Genomic DNA, 13,932 nt, shown 5'->3' with positions numbered 1-13,932 from the left:
TTCCCGATGACTATTCATGAATTTCAGCCAGCGATGGCGGCCCGCGCGGGAAGCGAACAGCTACTTACGGTCAAAGATTTACGCGTCACCTTTGGCACACACGATGGTGATGTCACCGCGGTGAACAATCTGAACTTCTCGCTGCGTGCAGGGGAGACGCTGGGCATTGTCGGTGAGTCCGGTTCGGGCAAGTCACAGACCGCCTTTGCCCTGATGGGGCTGCTGGCGAAAAACGGGCGCATTGGCGGTTCTGCGCTGTTCAACGGCAAAGAGATCCTGAATCTGCCGGAAAGCCAGCTTAACCGGCTGCGCGCTGAGCAGATCGCGATGATTTTCCAGGACCCGATGACCTCGCTCAATCCCTATATGCGGGTCGGCGAGCAGCTGATGGAAGTGCTGAAACTGCACAAGGGGATGAGCAGCGCACAGGCTTTCGAAGAGTCGGTGAGAATGCTGGATGCGGTGAAGATGCCGGAAGCGCGCAAGCGAATGAAAATGTATCCGCATGAGTTCTCCGGTGGGATGCGCCAGCGCGTGATGATCGCCATGGCGCTGCTCTGCCGTCCAAAGCTGCTGATTGCCGATGAACCCACCACGGCGCTGGATGTGACGGTGCAGGCGCAGATCATGACGCTGCTCAATGATCTGAAGCGCGAGTTCAACACCGCCATCATCATGATCACCCACGATCTCGGCGTGGTGGCGGGGATCTGCGACAAAGTGCTGGTGATGTACGCCGGACGCACCATGGAGTATGGCCGCGCCCGCGATGTTTTTTATCAGCCCGCCCATCCTTATTCGATCGGCCTGCTCAATGCCGTACCACGCCTGGATGCCGAGGGCGAGAGCCTCACGACCATTCCGGGGAATCCACCCAATCTGCTGCGTCTGCCGCAGGGCTGTCCGTTCCAGCCGCGCTGCCCGCACGCGATGGATATCTGCACCCAGTCGCCGCCGCTGGAGCCGTTTGGCGATGGCCGTCTGCGTGCCTGCTTTAAGCCGGTGGAGGAGTTAGTATGAGCACCGTAGCTGAAAAGAAAGTGTTACTGGAAATCGCCGACCTGAAGGTGCATTTCGACATCAAAGATGGCAAGCAGTGGTTCTGGCAACCTTCAAAGACCCTGAAAGCGGTGGACGGAGTCAGCCTGCGTCTCTATGAAGGGGAAACCCTGGGCGTGGTGGGCGAGTCCGGCTGCGGCAAATCGACGCTGGCACGCGCCATTATCGGGCTGGTCAAAGCCACAGAAGGGCGTGTCGCCTGGTTAGGCCGCGATCTGCTCGGTCAGAGCGAAGAGGAGTGGCGCAAGGCGCGCAGCGACATTCAGATGATCTTCCAGGACCCGCTGGCCTCTCTGAATCCGCGTATGACTATCGGCGATATCATCGCCGAGCCGCTGCGCACCTATCATCCGAAGATGGCGCGTCAGGAAGTCAAAGACCGCGTCAAAAATATGATGATGAAGGTGGGCCTGCTGCCGAACCTGATTAACCGCTATCCGCATGAGTTTTCGGGCGGCCAGTGTCAGCGTATCGGCATTGCCCGTGCGCTGATTCTGGAGCCAAAGCTCATTATCTGTGATGAGCCGGTGTCGGCACTCGACGTTTCCATTCAGGCGCAGGTAGTGAATCTGCTGCAGCAGCTGCAGCGTGAAATGGGACTGTCACTGATCTTCATCGCGCACGATCTGGCCGTGGTGAAACATATCTCTGATCGCGTACTGGTAATGTATCTGGGACATGCGGTGGAGCTGGGCACCTACAGCGAGGTCTATGGCAATCCGCAGCACCCTTATACCCGGGCGCTGATGTCTGCCGTGCCGATTCCCGATCCCGATCTGGAGAAGAACAAGCAGATTCAGCTACTGGAAGGGGAGCTGCCGTCGCCGATCAATCCGCCGTCAGGCTGTGTGTTCCGCACCCGCTGTCCGATTGCCGGACCGGAGTGTGCGAAAACCCGTCCGCTGCTGGAAGGCAGTTTCCACCATGCGGTCTCCTGTCTCAAGGTCGACCCGCTCTGAAGCAAAACGCCGGGCAATTGCCCGGCGTTTTCTGTTGTGGGATGCTGCGCCACGATGTCATTCACGTCACCGCGCATCTACGGTCTATTCACGCCACAGGATATGACACAGCTTGTGATCTTTTTCACGGCACAGCAGCACGCGCGCAAAGACGTCGGTGATCGGCTCACCGTCCGCTTCACCCAGCCCAATCACCACCTCGGCGAAAAAGTCAGGGTTCAGATCGAAATCAACATGATCTTTCCAGTCTTCAGACGGGTCGAACAGCTCTGCGCCACCGCGCTCCTCAAACTGCAGATTGAAGAGAATGATGTCTGCCGGATCGAGATTGTCACCTGCCAGTTCGAGAAAAATATCGTAGGCCTGTTCCAGCGTTTCATCTTCGGTAAGGCGATTATTTAAATCCATAGTCTGTCCTGTCTGCCTGCGGCCATTTACACAATCTGGCTCGTTTTACAGTAAAGGGCTGAAGAAGTAAAACAGTCGTTCAACAATGCGCTGCCACCAGGCACGTTTTGCCCAGCGCTTACCCTCCAGCAGGCGCGACCGCGCGATATAGTCATCCTGTACGCAGGCCAGGTCACTGCCGAAGCCCGCATCATCCACCACCAGCGTCACCTCGAAATTAAGCCATAAACTGCGCATATCGAGATTCACGGTGCCGACCAGGCTCAGCTGTCCGTCCACCAGCACGCTCTTGGTATGCAGCAGGCCATCTTCAAACTGGTAAATCTTCACGCCCGCCTCCAGCAATTCACTGAAAAAGGCGCGGCTGGCCCAGCCGACCAGCAGCGAGTCATTGTGACGCGGCAGGATCAGGCTGACGCTGACGCCACGCTGCGCCGCCGTACAGATCGCATGCAGCAGGTCGTCGCTGGGCACAAAGTAGGGGGTTGTCATGATCAGTTGCTCACGCGCCGAATAGACGGCGGTCAGCAGGGCCTGATGGATCATATCTTCCGGAAAACCGGGACCGGAGGCGATCACCTGCACGGTGTGGCCGCTCTCCTGTTCAAACGGCATGATGTTGCGATCGGGCGGGGGCGGCAGAATGCGCTTACCGGTCTCTATTTCCCAGTCGCAGCTGAAAACAATCCCCATCGCGGTCGCGACCGGGCCTTCCATACGCGCCATCAGATCAATCCACTGACCCACACCGGCACTCTGTTTAAAGAAGCGGGGGTCGACCAGATTCATACTGCCGGTGTAGGCGATGTAGTTATCAATCAGCACGATTTTACGATGCTGGCGCAGATCCATCCGCCGCAGGAAGACGCGCAGCAGGCTCACCTGTAACGCTTCCACCACGTCAATGCCGGCGTTGCGCATCATGCCCGCCCAGGGGCTGCGGAAAAAGTTTACGCTGCCCGCAGAGTCCAGCAGCAGACGGCAGTGGACGCCACGGCGCGACGCCGCCATCAGCGATTCGGCAACTTCATCTGCCAGACCACCGGGGTGCCAGATATAAAACACCATCTCGATATTATGGCGGGCCAGCTGGATGTCACGAATCAGTGCCTGCATCACATCATCGGCGCTGGTTAACAGTTGCAGCTGGTTTCCCTTTACCCCGGCAATGCCCTGCCGATGGTAGCAAAGCTCAAATAACGAGCGCGCGACGTCGCTGTGTTCCGTCGCGAAAATCTCGCGGCACTGCTTCAGATCATTCAGCCAGCGGGCCGTTGACGGCCACATGGTGCGGGCGCGCTCCGCGCGACGTTTACCCAGGTGCAGTTCGCCAAAGGAGAGATAAGCGATAATGCCGACCAGCGGCAGAATATAGATAACCAGCAGCCAGGCCATCGCCGACGTGACAGCCCGGCGCTTTATCAGGATGCGCAGTGTGACACCGGCAATCAGCAGCCAGTAACCAAACAGCAGCAACCAACTGATCAGCGTATAAAAAGTGGTCATAAAGTGGACATCCCGTTCGCGCTTCCGTCTGGCAAGTTTACGTGCAGATGACGGCTAACGAAACCTTTATCCCTGACGAGAATAATGAGAGAACAGATTGGGTATTGTCGCAGAGATCTCTATAATGCGGCGGCGTAGACGATGGCAGAGAGGAAGTGATGAAACGAAGCAGAAATGAAGTGGCACGCTGGAGAATGTTACGACAGGTTCACCGTCGCCGTTCACGCTGGCTGGAAGGGCATTCACGCCGCTATAAGCGCATCCATTGTATCCGCCACCAGCTGGCCCAGCAGCAGCGCCGATCAATTCTGTTCATTACGCAGATGGTCTAATCCCGCACCTCTTCAGCCCGCCCTGTAGGCCGATACCCTGTGAGGCAGCAGGCGGGCTGCGCATTGTCCGGGGCACCCTCAGGCTTCAAAAAAGCCCTGCTCGGCCAGTAACCGGCGCGCCTGAGCCTGCTCCTGAGGCGACGCTCCCCGATCGTTGACCTCGAGCATCAGACAGGGCATTGCGCTGCCCAGCGCCGCTGGCCGGCGATAACCCTCCCGATCGTACCATTCGTAACTCCACCGGCCTGATTTGCGCTGATAGTAGATCGTCAGCCAGGCAGAGCAGTTCGCCGGATAACCACTTAATACTTCTATTTTAGGATCGGCCAGCGCGGCAAGCCGGGATAAAAGCGTGTCAGCCAGAGTGAGAACCGGAACAGGATAGGTTTTATTCATAGTGAGCTCGCGACAGTGCTGTGCATCCATTCAGAGGTGTAAATCACGAATAGTAAATGTAGACAGAGGTAACAGATAAATCCTCTCGCCGGTTAAAAAAAGCCGTAAGTTAAAAGGATCAGGCGAAAAAGGGGCGGGTCTAAGGAGGCTGACAGGGGATGTGTACAAAGCGAGAAGAAACTTGTACAACTTTACATTGTTTTAAGTCTATGTATTAAATGAATTTAATGAAAAATGTCACGCTCTGGGTGATTTTTCGCGCTAAATACCTGTACAGGAGGGGCGTTTTTGTATAACTTTACCGCATCGCTTAGTAACTTTAACGACGCCTTTAAGGGACAATCATGCAGACTAACGTACATATTCCCGCTTCAGTTTCAGACATTACCGCCTATCTGCACAGTGCTGCACAGCCTTCACAGCAGGCGATCCTGGGGTCGGTTGTCACGGAAATTATTCGTTCCGGTCGCAGCCTGAACCGCAAAGCGATCTGCTCAAAACTGATTAGCCGCCTGCAGCATGTTACCAGCCCGGAAGAAGAACAGCACTATCACGCGCTGATTGGTCTGATTCTGGATCGCGGCTGATATAAAGATAACAGAGTATGAAGAACAGGACAGTCATTCAGCTGTACTGTTCTTTAATGCCTTTTACCCCAGCGGCTTTATGGTCAGCCGGGATGAAACGGCTTCGTCATCATCAGCGTGACATTTACCAGCTGCAACGCTGCTGCCAGCACAATCAGCATCACGATCGTCTGTTTCTTGCTGCGCCAGCCCTGCGTCCGCCAGAGATAAATAGCTCTGCCAAGCAGTAAAGCGATGACCAGCAGCAGCGCCAGAATAACAATCTGCATATTCCCTCTCTTTGCGAAAAAAAATGGCTTCTGCGCCAGGCACAGAAGCCATTTTTAATATTCAGATGCAATCAGAAGACGCGTTTGAACGGCTTAACCGCGACCTGACTGTAGACGCCCGCCGCAATATAGGGATCATCCTGCGCCCAGGATTGCGCCGCTTCCAGCGACGGGAACTCCGCAATGACGGTGGAACCGGTAAAGCCCGCCACGCCGGGATCGTTACTGTCCACGGCAGGCATCGGGCCAGCGATAATCAGGCGTCCCTCTTCGTGAAGCAGTTTGAGCCGTGCCAGATGGGCAGGGCGCACGGCGTTACGCTTTTCCAGTGAATCTGCAGTATCTTCTGCATAAATGACGTAAAGCACTCAGGAACTCCCATTAACCAGAATTTTGCACACGTTAAGGGATTGCCCTTCAGAGTGCAAACGAAAACTCCGGCGGCTGGGAGGCGCAGCATAAAGGGCTAAATGCGCTTTTCTGATGGCCTGAAGGCGGGAGTTATTGAAACTGATTGCTATTTGCATTTAAAATCGCTGCTTCATTCAATCACTGCGACTGTTATGACCACGCTGACTATGCCCTTACCCAAACGCACGCCACTCTCCATGTTGCTGTCTGTTGTTCTGCATGGGGCCGTCATTGCCGGAATTCTGTATGCGTCATTCCAGCAGGTGACGGAAGTGCCAAAGGCCTCTCAGCCCATCAGCGTCACCATGGTTGCCCCGGAAGTTCAGCCCGAGCCTGCTCCGGCTGTTGTGCAGCCGCCTGCACCAGAGCCTGAGCCGCAGCCAGAACCTCAGCCAGAACCGGAACCTCAGCTGGCGCCGGAACCGCCGAAAGCGGAACCGGTGCCGATACCAAAACCTGAGCCGAAGCCCAAACCAAAACCCAAACCTAAAACCGAGCACAAGCGGGAGAAACCTGTACGCGACGTGAAGCCGCGTCAGGAGAGTAAACCGCAGGATAATCCGTTCCGGCAGGAGGCGCCGGCGACCCAGACCCGCCCAGCCACTGCACCAAAAGCGACTCCGTCACCGACAGCATCGGTATCAACCGGCCCGAAAGCGCTGAGCGTCAGTAAGCCAGGCTATCCTCAGCGCGCTTATGCGCTGCGGGTTGAAGGGCGCGTGCGGGTGAAGTTTGACGTGGACAGTGACGGTCGGGTAGAGAACATTCAGATCCTCTCTGCGGAACCGCGCAATATGTTTGAGCGCGACGTCAGGCAGGCGATGAAAAAGTGGCGTTACCAGAGCGGTCGCCCGGGTCAGGGACTCACAATGAATATCGTCTTTAAGCTTAAAGGCGGGGCCAGCATAGAGTAAGAGGCCGGGTCAGGCGGAGATGCCTGACCCGTTTTTTATTCGCCGGGCTGCTGATTGGCGCGGCCGGCTGGCAGCGGACGGGAATTGCCCGCACTGTCCACGGCCACATAGATAAAGACCGCTTCGGTGGCACAATAAGTCTGTCCAATCGGCTCAGACGACACTTTCTTGATCCACACCTCGACGTTAATGGTCATCGAACTGTTGCCGGTCCGGATACAGCGCGCATGACAGCTCACGACATCCCCTACCGCCACCGGCTTCAGAAATGACATGCCGTCGACGCGTACCGTCACCACGCGGCCTTCCGCGATCTCTTTAGCCAGAATCGCGCCGCCCATATCCATCTGTGACATCAGCCAGCCACCAAAGATATCGCCGTTAGCGTTGGTGTCTGCCGGCATGGCGAGCGTACGCAGCACCATTTCACCTTGCGGTAATTTATGTTTTTCGCCCATTGCTTCCCGTTCTTATGCAGATGAATGCTGAAAAAAAGCCCGGCGAACCGGGCGGATGATTATTTTTGTTCCTGCTGCGGCATCTGTCGCCAGATATAGAGCCCGCTAAGCAGGGTAAACAGTAAGGTCAGACCGGTGAGACCAAACACTTTAAAGTTAACCCAAAACGCCTGGGATAACCAAAAGGCGACGTAGATGTTCACCAGGCCGCAAATCAGAAAGAAGAGTGCCCAGGCAACGTTCAGACGACGCCAGACCGCGTCCGGCAGCTGAAGCTCTTTACCCAGCATGCTCTGGATCAGCGGCTGCTTCATAAACCACTGGCTGTAGAGCAGGGCGAGCGCGAACAGGCTGTAGATGACCGTCACTTTCCACTTAATAAACTCATCGTTGTGGAACACCAGCGTCAGGGTGCCAAAGACCGCGACCAGCACAAAGGTGAAAATGGTCATCTTTTCCAGTCTGCGATAGAGCACCCAGCTGACGACCAGCGCCAGACCGGTCGCGACAATCAGTGCGCCCGAGGCGACAAAGATGTCGTAGAGCTTATAGAAGATGAAAAAGACTACCAGGGGGAGAAAGTCGAGTAACTGCTTCATAGTGATTCCCGTCAGGGTTGCATGCCAGTGCGCCCGCAGGCGCACCGTCCGTCAACGTAACAGCATATAGAGCCGATAGAGATAGATGATCAACAGGGCTGAAACCAGATTGCCGGCCGCGGTAAAAATGACCGACGAAACATTCAGCGGCAGCACGGTCAGCGAAGCGAAAAAGAGCATCACGACCACTTTCGCCAGCAGCCAGAGCAGGATGGCGGGGGCGATCAGCTTCACGTTCTTCCAGGCCATGCGCATGCTGGCGCGCATGGCGGCAAACACGCCCATCTTCTCACTGGCAAGCATCACCGGCGCCAGTGACAGCAGGATCGTCAGCAGAATACCGGGGACGACCAGCACCATAAAGCCAAGCTGGGCCACCAGCGTCATCAGAAAGGTCAGCAGCAGCAGTCTGGGCAGCAGCGGCGCAGAAGTCCCGATAGCCCGCAAAGCGCTGACCCGCTGACCGGAAGAGACCATCGGAATCAGGCAGAGCATGCCGCCCAGCAGCAGCGTGTTACCCAACAGCGCAGCGAAGGTGCTGGCAGCCGAAGCCCGCAGCAGAACCTGCTGCTGTTCCGGCGACATGCTCTGCACTATCTCAAACAACGATCTGGCACTGTCGTCACCCTGCTGCAGAATGGCCATCTCATCGACACCAGGCGTCAGCACATGCACCAGCATGACGGTGATAAAAGCGGTCAGCAGCGACAGCAGCAGCAGGGTAGCCAGCTGATGTCGCGCAAAATTTCCAGTGTCACGGTATAACGAGCTTGCCGTGATAGACATGTACACTCCTTGGAGGAACCGGGTTAATTAACCCGGCGATTGTACATGTTCTGGCAGCTCACGGGCACCCGCTGTGGCATAACTTTCTGTCACGACAGGTAAAGATGGCGAAAAAAGCGGGGGAAGGCCATAGCGGGCGCGGGCCCGATCGCAGGCTTCGTTGTGAATGCCGCCTTCTCCTGACAGCGAGAACTCCCGACAGGGAGTGGGACGCTGTTCATAGATTCCGCATGAAACGCATCCGCCGATCTCTCCCTGCAGGGCGACACAGCGCGGGGTGCGATCGTTGGTGCCCCGCATGTTACGCATGAGCAGGCTGAGCGGCTCGGTCAGGTCGGTCGGCACCAGACCGCCCGCATCGTCGGCTTCCGCCCAGTAAAATGAGACGCGAAAATGGGCGCAGCAGGCGCCACAGCTGATACAAGGATTTAATGTGTCACTCATTTGATCACCCGCCCCTCCCGAGGCATCGAACCAAAATCAACCAGGAAGAGAAGCAAAATAGGGCCGCCGGAATTTTTCAGCAAGGGGAATTTGCGGGCGCCGAAGCGTGCCGAAATTGATCTAAATCAATTCATTGTTTTTTAAGCAATTTATCTGAAGCGTTCAGAGTGCAATTTCCTGTAAATCGCGTTAAATAACTGCCAGCAAAAAAATGATAATCCCCCGCGACATCAACATTAAGCAAAGGAGTGATAATGAAACTGGCAAAATGCGCGATGCTGCTGGCGCTGGCTTTACCCCAGCTGGCGATGGCCCATGAAGCAGGCGACTTCTTTATGCGTGCCGGCAGTGCAACCGTACGCCCCACCGAAGGCTCCGATAATGTGTTAGGCATGGGGGAGTTCAGCGCCTCCAACGACACGCAGCTCGGCCTGACCTTTACCTATATGGCGACGGACAATATCGGGGTGGAACTTCTCGCCGCCACGCCGTTCCGTCACAAAGTGGGTCTTGGCCCGACCGGCACGCTGGCTACCGTGCGCCAGTTACCGCCGACGCTGATGGCGCAGTACTACTTCTTCGACAGCAAAAGCAAAGCCCGTCCCTACGTGGGCGTGGGCGTCAACTACACCACCTTCTATGATGCCGATTTCAACCAGACCGGTCGCGACGCAGGCCTGACCGATCTCAGCGTCAAGGATTCGTGGGGCGTGGCGGGTCAGGTCGGCCTGGATTATCAGATCAACCGCGACTGGATGCTGAATGCGTCGGTGTGGTACATGGATATCGACACGGAAGTGAAGTTTAAAGCGGGAGGCGAGCAGCAGAACATCAATATGCGCATCGATCCGTGGGTCTTCTTCTTCGGGGCAGGTTACCGCTTCTGATGAGAAAAAGGCCGCTGATTCAGCGGCCTTTTTTGTGTCTGTAACAACGTTATTTAATCTGCATGTTGTTCACGACAGATTTCACGCCCGGTACGCTGCGCGTCACCTGAACAGCACGATTAGCCATTTGTGGCGATGACACAAAACCGCTCAGCTGAACTTTACCCTTAAAGGTTTCTACGTTGATTTCAGTCGATTTCAGCGAGTCATCCTTCAGCAGTTCACCTTTCACTTTCGTGGTCACAACGGTGTCATCGATGTAGCCACCGGTTCCCTCTTTGGTTGCCGTTGGCGCACAGGCGCTCAGTGTCAGCGCAACCACACCCGCCAGTACAGCACCTGTCAGCAGTTTAACGAATTTCATTGCTTTCTCTCCCTGTCACAAAATGGATGCGACGTTACCGTAACGGCGCTTTGTCATTGTGGTGCAGATTCTGAAAAAAGGGCAAATGGCGGAATGAAAAAAAAGGAAACAAATCATGCCTTATCGCGTGATAAGGCATGCTGACAGGATTAACGACTGGCGGCTTTCAGGCGACTGACAAAGTTCTTCAGTTCGCTCAGCATCACGTCCGGCTCGGCGTGGTGCTTCTCAATGATTCTGACAATGGCGGAACCGGAGATGGCCCCGGCTGCACCGGCGGCAATCGCTTCCTTCACCTGCTCAGGTTCTGAGATACCAAAGCCCTGCAGTGGCGGAGCGGCATGGTATTCGCGCAGCTTGTCGATCAGGTGCTGTAGCGGCAGGCTGGCACGGTTTTCAGCCCCGGTCACCCCGGCACGTGACAGCAGGTAGGTATAGCCCCGGCCGTGCGACGCGATCTCACGCAGCAGCGTATCGCTGGCATTGGGTGGACAGATAAAGATAGGGGCCACGCCGTGACGCAGCGCCGCCTGGCGGAACGGCGCCGACTCTTCAACCGGCACATCGGCGACCAGAACCGAATCGACACCGGCTTCGGCACAGCGTGCATAAAACGCATCCACGCCGTTGGTGAAGACCAGGTTGGCATACATCAGCAGGCCAATCGGCAGGTCAGGATATTTGCGGCGGATTGTCGCCAGCATTTCAAAGCACTGGCTGGTGGTGGTGCCTGCGGCGAACGCACGTAAGGTCGCATTCTGAATGGTCGGGCCATCCGCCAGCGGGTCGGAGAAAGGAATGCCCAGCTCCAGCGCGTCCGCACCGCCTTCAACCAGCGCGTCAATCACGCGCAGGGAGAGCTCAGGTGAGGGGTCGCCCAGCGTGACGAACGGGACGAAAGCGCCTTCGTTGCTGGCTGACAGGCGCGAAAACAGTTGATTATAACGTTCCATCAGATTTCTCCCTGCGCAGTCAGAATGTCGTGAACGGTGAAAATATCTTTATCGCCGCGGCCGGAAAGGTTAACCACAAGCAGCTGCTCTTTCTCCGGCTCCTCCTGAATCATCTTCAGGGCGTGCGCCAGGGCGTGAGAGGATTCCAGCGCCGGAATAATCCCTTCCGCCCGGCAGAGCTGTTTGAAGGCAGCCAGCGCTTCGTTATCGGTAACCGAGACGTAATCCGCCCGACCCGTGCTGTTCAGGTGCGCATGCTGTGGCCCGACCGACGGGAAGTCGAGACCGGCAGAGATGGAGTAGGACTCTTCAATCTGGCCATCTTCCGTCTGCATCATCGGCGCTTTCATGCCGAAGTAGATACCGACGCGACCATGCTTCAGCGGTGCGCCATGCTCGCCGGTTTCGATGCCGTGACCCGCAGGCTCAACGCCGATCAGCTTCACGCTGGTTTCATCGATAAAGTCAGCAAACATGCCGATAGCGTTGGAGCCCCCGCCCACGCAGGCGAGAATAGCGTCGGGCAGGCGACCCTCTCTTTCCAGAATCTGTTTTTTCGTCTCTTCGCCGATCATGCGCTGGAACTCACGCACGATGGTCGGGAAGGGGTGCGGGCCCGCGGCGGTGCCGAGCATGTAGTGCGCCGTTTCGTAGCTGCCAGACCAGTCGCGAAGCGCCTCGTTACAGGCATCTTTCAGCGTGGCAGAGCCGCTGTGAACCGGGATCACTTCCGCGCCCATCAGTCGCATACGGAAGACGTTAGGCGACTGACGCTCCACATCTTTCGCGCCCATGTAGATACGGCATTTCATGCCCAGCAGCGCACAGGCCAGTGCAGAGGCCACACCGTGCTGACCGGCGCCGGTCTCGGCGATAATTTCGTTTTTACCCATGCGCTTAGCCAGCAGTGCCTGACCCAGCACCTGGTTAGTTTTGTGCGCACCGCCGTGCAGCAGATCTTCTCGCTTAAGGTAGAGGCGCGTTTTGGTGCCTTTGGTCAGGTTTTTGCACAGCGTCAGCGCGGTCGGACGACCCGCATAGTTCTTCAGCAGTTCGGTAAACTCTTCCTGGAAGGCAGGATCTTTCTGCGCGTCGACAAACGCCTCTTCGAGCTGGCGCAGGGCAGGCATCAGGATCTGCGGAACATACATTCCGCCAAATTCGCCAAAGTAGGGATTCAGTAACGTCATCTTTTCTCTTCCTTTCTCAGGCCCGCCGTCGGGCAGGCCAGGCAAATCAGTACGCGCGCAGTGTCTGGAACACGGCGGCAATTTTACGGGCATCTTTGATGCCGGGCGCGCTTTCCACGCCAGAGTTGAAGTCAAGTCCGGCACAGCCCAGCTGCGCGGCTTCAACACAGTTGTCCGCACCGAGGCCACCGGCCAGCAGTACATTATTCAGCGTCTGACCCTGCAACAGGGACCAGTCGAAACGCTGACCGGTACCACCGATACCATTGTCAAACACATAACGGTCAACGTGTGGCCAGTCGCGAGCCGGGAGATGGCCTTCAATGCGCAGTGCCTTCCAGATCTGCACGGTGGCAGGCAGGGCGGCGCGCAGATCAGCGACAAACGCCGGCGTTTCATCGCCATGCAGCTGAACCGCAGAGAGAGAAAGGGCGCTGACCTGTGTGACAATGTCACTCACGCTGGCGTTACGGAACACACCAACGTAACGCAGCGGGGCCGCGGCCATCACGCTCTGCGCCGTGGCGGTATCAATCTGACGCGGCGATCCTTCAGCAAAGATCAGACCACCAAAGAGTGCACCCGCTTCATAGGCGGCACGCGCATCTTCGGCACGGGTCAGTCCGCACACTTTGTTGCTGCCCAGGGTAACCCGACGCACCGCGGCTGTAAGATCTGTCTCTTCCATCAGTGAGGAGCCGATCAGGAAACCATTGGCGAAGTGGCTCAGCTCGCGAATGTCCGCATAGCTGTTGATACCCGATTCGCTGATCACCGTCACGCCATGCGACAGGCGAGGCGCCAGCTGGCGGGTTCGGTTAAGGTCGATAGAGAGGTCGCGCAGATCGCGGTTGTTGATGCCCACCACTTTCGCCTGCAGGGCGATAGCACGCTCCAGCTCCTCTTCATTACTGACCTCAGTCAGAATGCCCATCTTCAGGCTGTGTGCCACCGCGGCCAGCTGACGATACTGCTCATCATCCAGAACCGACAGCATCAGCAGAATCGCATCCGCCTGATAGTAACGCGCCAGATAGATCTGGTAAGGATCGATAATAAAATCTTTGCACAGCACCGGCTGCGTGATGGCTGCGCTGACAATCGGCAGGAAAGCGAAGTCACCCTGAAAATATTTTTCATCGGTCAGCACAGAGACCGCTGACGCATAGTGGCGGTAGACCCCGGCAATCGCGGCCGGATCGAAGTCCTCGCGAATCACGCCTTTCGACGGAGAGGCCTTTTTACACTCCAGGATAAACGCGGTTCTGGCCCCCTGCAGCGCGTCGTAAAAATGACGGCTGGAAGGCTCAATGCTGTTCTGAAAGGTGGAGAGAGGCTGCTGCTGCTGACGGGCTTCAACCCAGATCGCTTTGTCCTGAACAATTTTTTCTAACACGGTGCCTTTCATGA

The 13,932-nt window shown here is 56.6% G+C and carries 19 protein-coding genes; 6 read left to right on the top strand and 13 right to left on the bottom strand.

Annotation, left to right across the window (positions count from 1 at the left end):
• The first annotated feature begins 6 nt into the window (after nucleotides 1-6).
• Together oppD and oppF are read left to right on the top strand one after the other, a co-directional pair.
• Nucleotides 7-1,020: an ABC transporter ATP-binding protein gene (gene oppD / locus AC1V0D_RS06480; RefSeq protein WP_009089912.1), complete on the top strand. Its 1,014-nt coding sequence runs from the start codon at nucleotides 7-9 to the stop codon at nucleotides 1,018-1,020.
• Nucleotides 1,017-2,018 (top strand): murein tripeptide/oligopeptide ABC transporter ATP binding protein OppF, encoded by a 1,002-nt coding sequence (oppF, locus tag AC1V0D_RS06475; protein ID WP_009089913.1) that lies wholly within the window; start codon nucleotides 1,017-1,019, stop codon nucleotides 2,016-2,018. The genes oppD and oppF overlap by 4 nt, the downstream gene beginning before the upstream one ends.
• A gap of 84 nt (nucleotides 2,019-2,102) precedes the next feature.
• Here the strand turns inward: oppF and AC1V0D_RS06470 are convergent, their stop codons facing one another.
• Together AC1V0D_RS06470 and cls are read right to left on the bottom strand one after the other, a co-directional pair.
• Nucleotides 2,103-2,426 (bottom strand): HI1450 family dsDNA-mimic protein, encoded by a 324-nt coding sequence (locus tag AC1V0D_RS06470; RefSeq protein ID WP_009089915.1) that lies wholly within the window; start codon nucleotides 2,424-2,426, stop codon nucleotides 2,103-2,105.
• A 45-nt stretch (nucleotides 2,427-2,471) separates the two neighbouring features.
• The gene (gene cls, locus AC1V0D_RS06465; RefSeq protein WP_009089916.1) at nucleotides 2,472-3,932 is read right to left on the bottom strand and encodes a cardiolipin synthase; all 1,461 of its coding nucleotides are present in this window, start codon (nucleotides 3,930-3,932) and stop codon (nucleotides 2,472-2,474) included.
• Between the two features lie 158 nt (nucleotides 3,933-4,090).
• On the opposite strand from cls, the gene AC1V0D_RS06460 reads away from it, so the two are divergent.
• Nucleotides 4,091-4,264 (top strand): YciY family protein, encoded by a 174-nt coding sequence (locus AC1V0D_RS06460; protein WP_427103536.1) that lies wholly within the window; start codon nucleotides 4,091-4,093, stop codon nucleotides 4,262-4,264.
• 78 nt (nucleotides 4,265-4,342) lie between these two features.
• Here AC1V0D_RS06460 and AC1V0D_RS06455 read toward each other — a convergent pair whose 3' ends face one another.
• Nucleotides 4,343-4,660, bottom strand: coding sequence for a hypothetical protein (locus AC1V0D_RS06455; protein ID WP_009089920.1), 318 nt, complete (start codon nucleotides 4,658-4,660; stop codon nucleotides 4,343-4,345).
• A gap of 344 nt (nucleotides 4,661-5,004) precedes the next feature.
• On the opposite strand from AC1V0D_RS06455, the gene ycgZ reads away from it, so the two are divergent.
• A complete protein-coding gene (gene ycgZ, locus AC1V0D_RS06450) occupies nucleotides 5,005-5,247 on the top strand; it encodes a regulatory protein YcgZ (RefSeq protein ID WP_009089921.1) in 243 nt (80 codons plus the stop codon).
• A gap of 83 nt (nucleotides 5,248-5,330) precedes the next feature.
• Here the strand turns inward: ycgZ and AC1V0D_RS06445 are convergent, their stop codons facing one another.
• Together AC1V0D_RS06445 and AC1V0D_RS06440 are read right to left on the bottom strand one after the other, a co-directional pair.
• Nucleotides 5,331-5,516: a hypothetical protein gene (locus AC1V0D_RS06445; RefSeq protein ID WP_312828859.1), complete on the bottom strand. Its 186-nt coding sequence runs from the start codon at nucleotides 5,514-5,516 to the stop codon at nucleotides 5,331-5,333.
• A 71-nt stretch (nucleotides 5,517-5,587) separates the two neighbouring features.
• A complete protein-coding gene (locus tag AC1V0D_RS06440; RefSeq protein WP_009089924.1) occupies nucleotides 5,588-5,884 on the bottom strand; it encodes a YciI family protein in 297 nt (98 codons plus the stop codon).
• A gap of 195 nt (nucleotides 5,885-6,079) precedes the next feature.
• Between AC1V0D_RS06440 and tonB the strand changes: the two genes are divergently transcribed.
• Nucleotides 6,080-6,841 carry a TonB system transport protein TonB gene (tonB, locus tag AC1V0D_RS06435; RefSeq protein WP_482907133.1) on the top strand — a complete coding sequence of 254 codons (762 nt, stop codon included), beginning with the start codon at nucleotides 6,080-6,082 and terminating at the stop codon, nucleotides 6,839-6,841.
• Nucleotides 6,842-6,876: 35 nt separating this feature from the next.
• On the opposite strand, the gene yciA is transcribed toward tonB, so the two are convergent.
• From yciA to AC1V0D_RS06415, 4 genes are read right to left on the bottom strand one after another with little or no spacing between them, the layout of a single operon-like run.
• A complete protein-coding gene (yciA, locus tag AC1V0D_RS06430) occupies nucleotides 6,877-7,299 on the bottom strand; it encodes an acyl-CoA thioester hydrolase YciA (RefSeq protein ID WP_009089928.1) in 423 nt (140 codons plus the stop codon).
• 59 nt (nucleotides 7,300-7,358) lie between these two features.
• A complete protein-coding gene (locus tag AC1V0D_RS06425; RefSeq protein WP_046101919.1) occupies nucleotides 7,359-7,898 on the bottom strand; it encodes a septation protein A in 540 nt (179 codons plus the stop codon).
• A gap of 51 nt (nucleotides 7,899-7,949) precedes the next feature.
• Nucleotides 7,950-8,684 (bottom strand): YciC family protein, encoded by a 735-nt coding sequence (locus AC1V0D_RS06420; protein ID WP_009089932.1) that lies wholly within the window; start codon nucleotides 8,682-8,684, stop codon nucleotides 7,950-7,952.
• 27 nt (nucleotides 8,685-8,711) lie between these two features.
• Nucleotides 8,712-9,128, bottom strand: coding sequence for a YkgJ family cysteine cluster protein (locus AC1V0D_RS06415; RefSeq protein WP_009089933.1), 417 nt, complete (start codon nucleotides 9,126-9,128; stop codon nucleotides 8,712-8,714).
• 254 nt (nucleotides 9,129-9,382) lie between these two features.
• Here AC1V0D_RS06415 and ompW point away from each other — a divergent pair, with 254 nt between their 5' ends.
• The gene (gene ompW / locus AC1V0D_RS06410; protein WP_009089935.1) at nucleotides 9,383-10,015 is read left to right on the top strand and encodes an outer membrane protein OmpW; all 633 of its coding nucleotides are present in this window, start codon (nucleotides 9,383-9,385) and stop codon (nucleotides 10,013-10,015) included.
• A 49-nt stretch (nucleotides 10,016-10,064) separates the two neighbouring features.
• On the opposite strand, the gene AC1V0D_RS06405 is transcribed toward ompW, so the two are convergent.
• From AC1V0D_RS06405 to trpCF, 4 genes are all read right to left on the bottom strand, one after another.
• Entirely contained in the window at nucleotides 10,065-10,379 is a 315-nt protein-coding gene (locus AC1V0D_RS06405; protein ID WP_009089937.1) for a BON domain-containing protein, read from the bottom strand.
• A gap of 149 nt (nucleotides 10,380-10,528) precedes the next feature.
• Nucleotides 10,529-11,332: a tryptophan synthase subunit alpha gene (trpA, locus tag AC1V0D_RS06400; RefSeq protein WP_111207582.1), complete on the bottom strand. Its 804-nt coding sequence runs from the start codon at nucleotides 11,330-11,332 to the stop codon at nucleotides 10,529-10,531.
• Nucleotides 11,332-12,522 (bottom strand): tryptophan synthase subunit beta, encoded by a 1,191-nt coding sequence (gene trpB / locus AC1V0D_RS06395; protein ID WP_009089941.1) that lies wholly within the window; start codon nucleotides 12,520-12,522, stop codon nucleotides 11,332-11,334. Before trpB ends, trpA begins: the two co-directional genes overlap by 1 nt.
• 46 nt (nucleotides 12,523-12,568) lie before the next feature.
• Nucleotides 12,569-13,930, bottom strand: coding sequence for a bifunctional indole-3-glycerol-phosphate synthase TrpC/phosphoribosylanthranilate isomerase TrpF (gene trpCF / locus AC1V0D_RS06390; protein ID WP_482907132.1), 1,362 nt, complete (start codon nucleotides 13,928-13,930; stop codon nucleotides 12,569-12,571).
• Nucleotides 13,931-13,932: the final 2 nt, after the last annotated feature.

It is taken from the genome of Pantoea sp. PA1, assembly GCF_056856975.1.
Note: the sequence above shows the minus strand (reverse complement) of the source record. Positions and strands in the feature narration are given on the sequence as shown.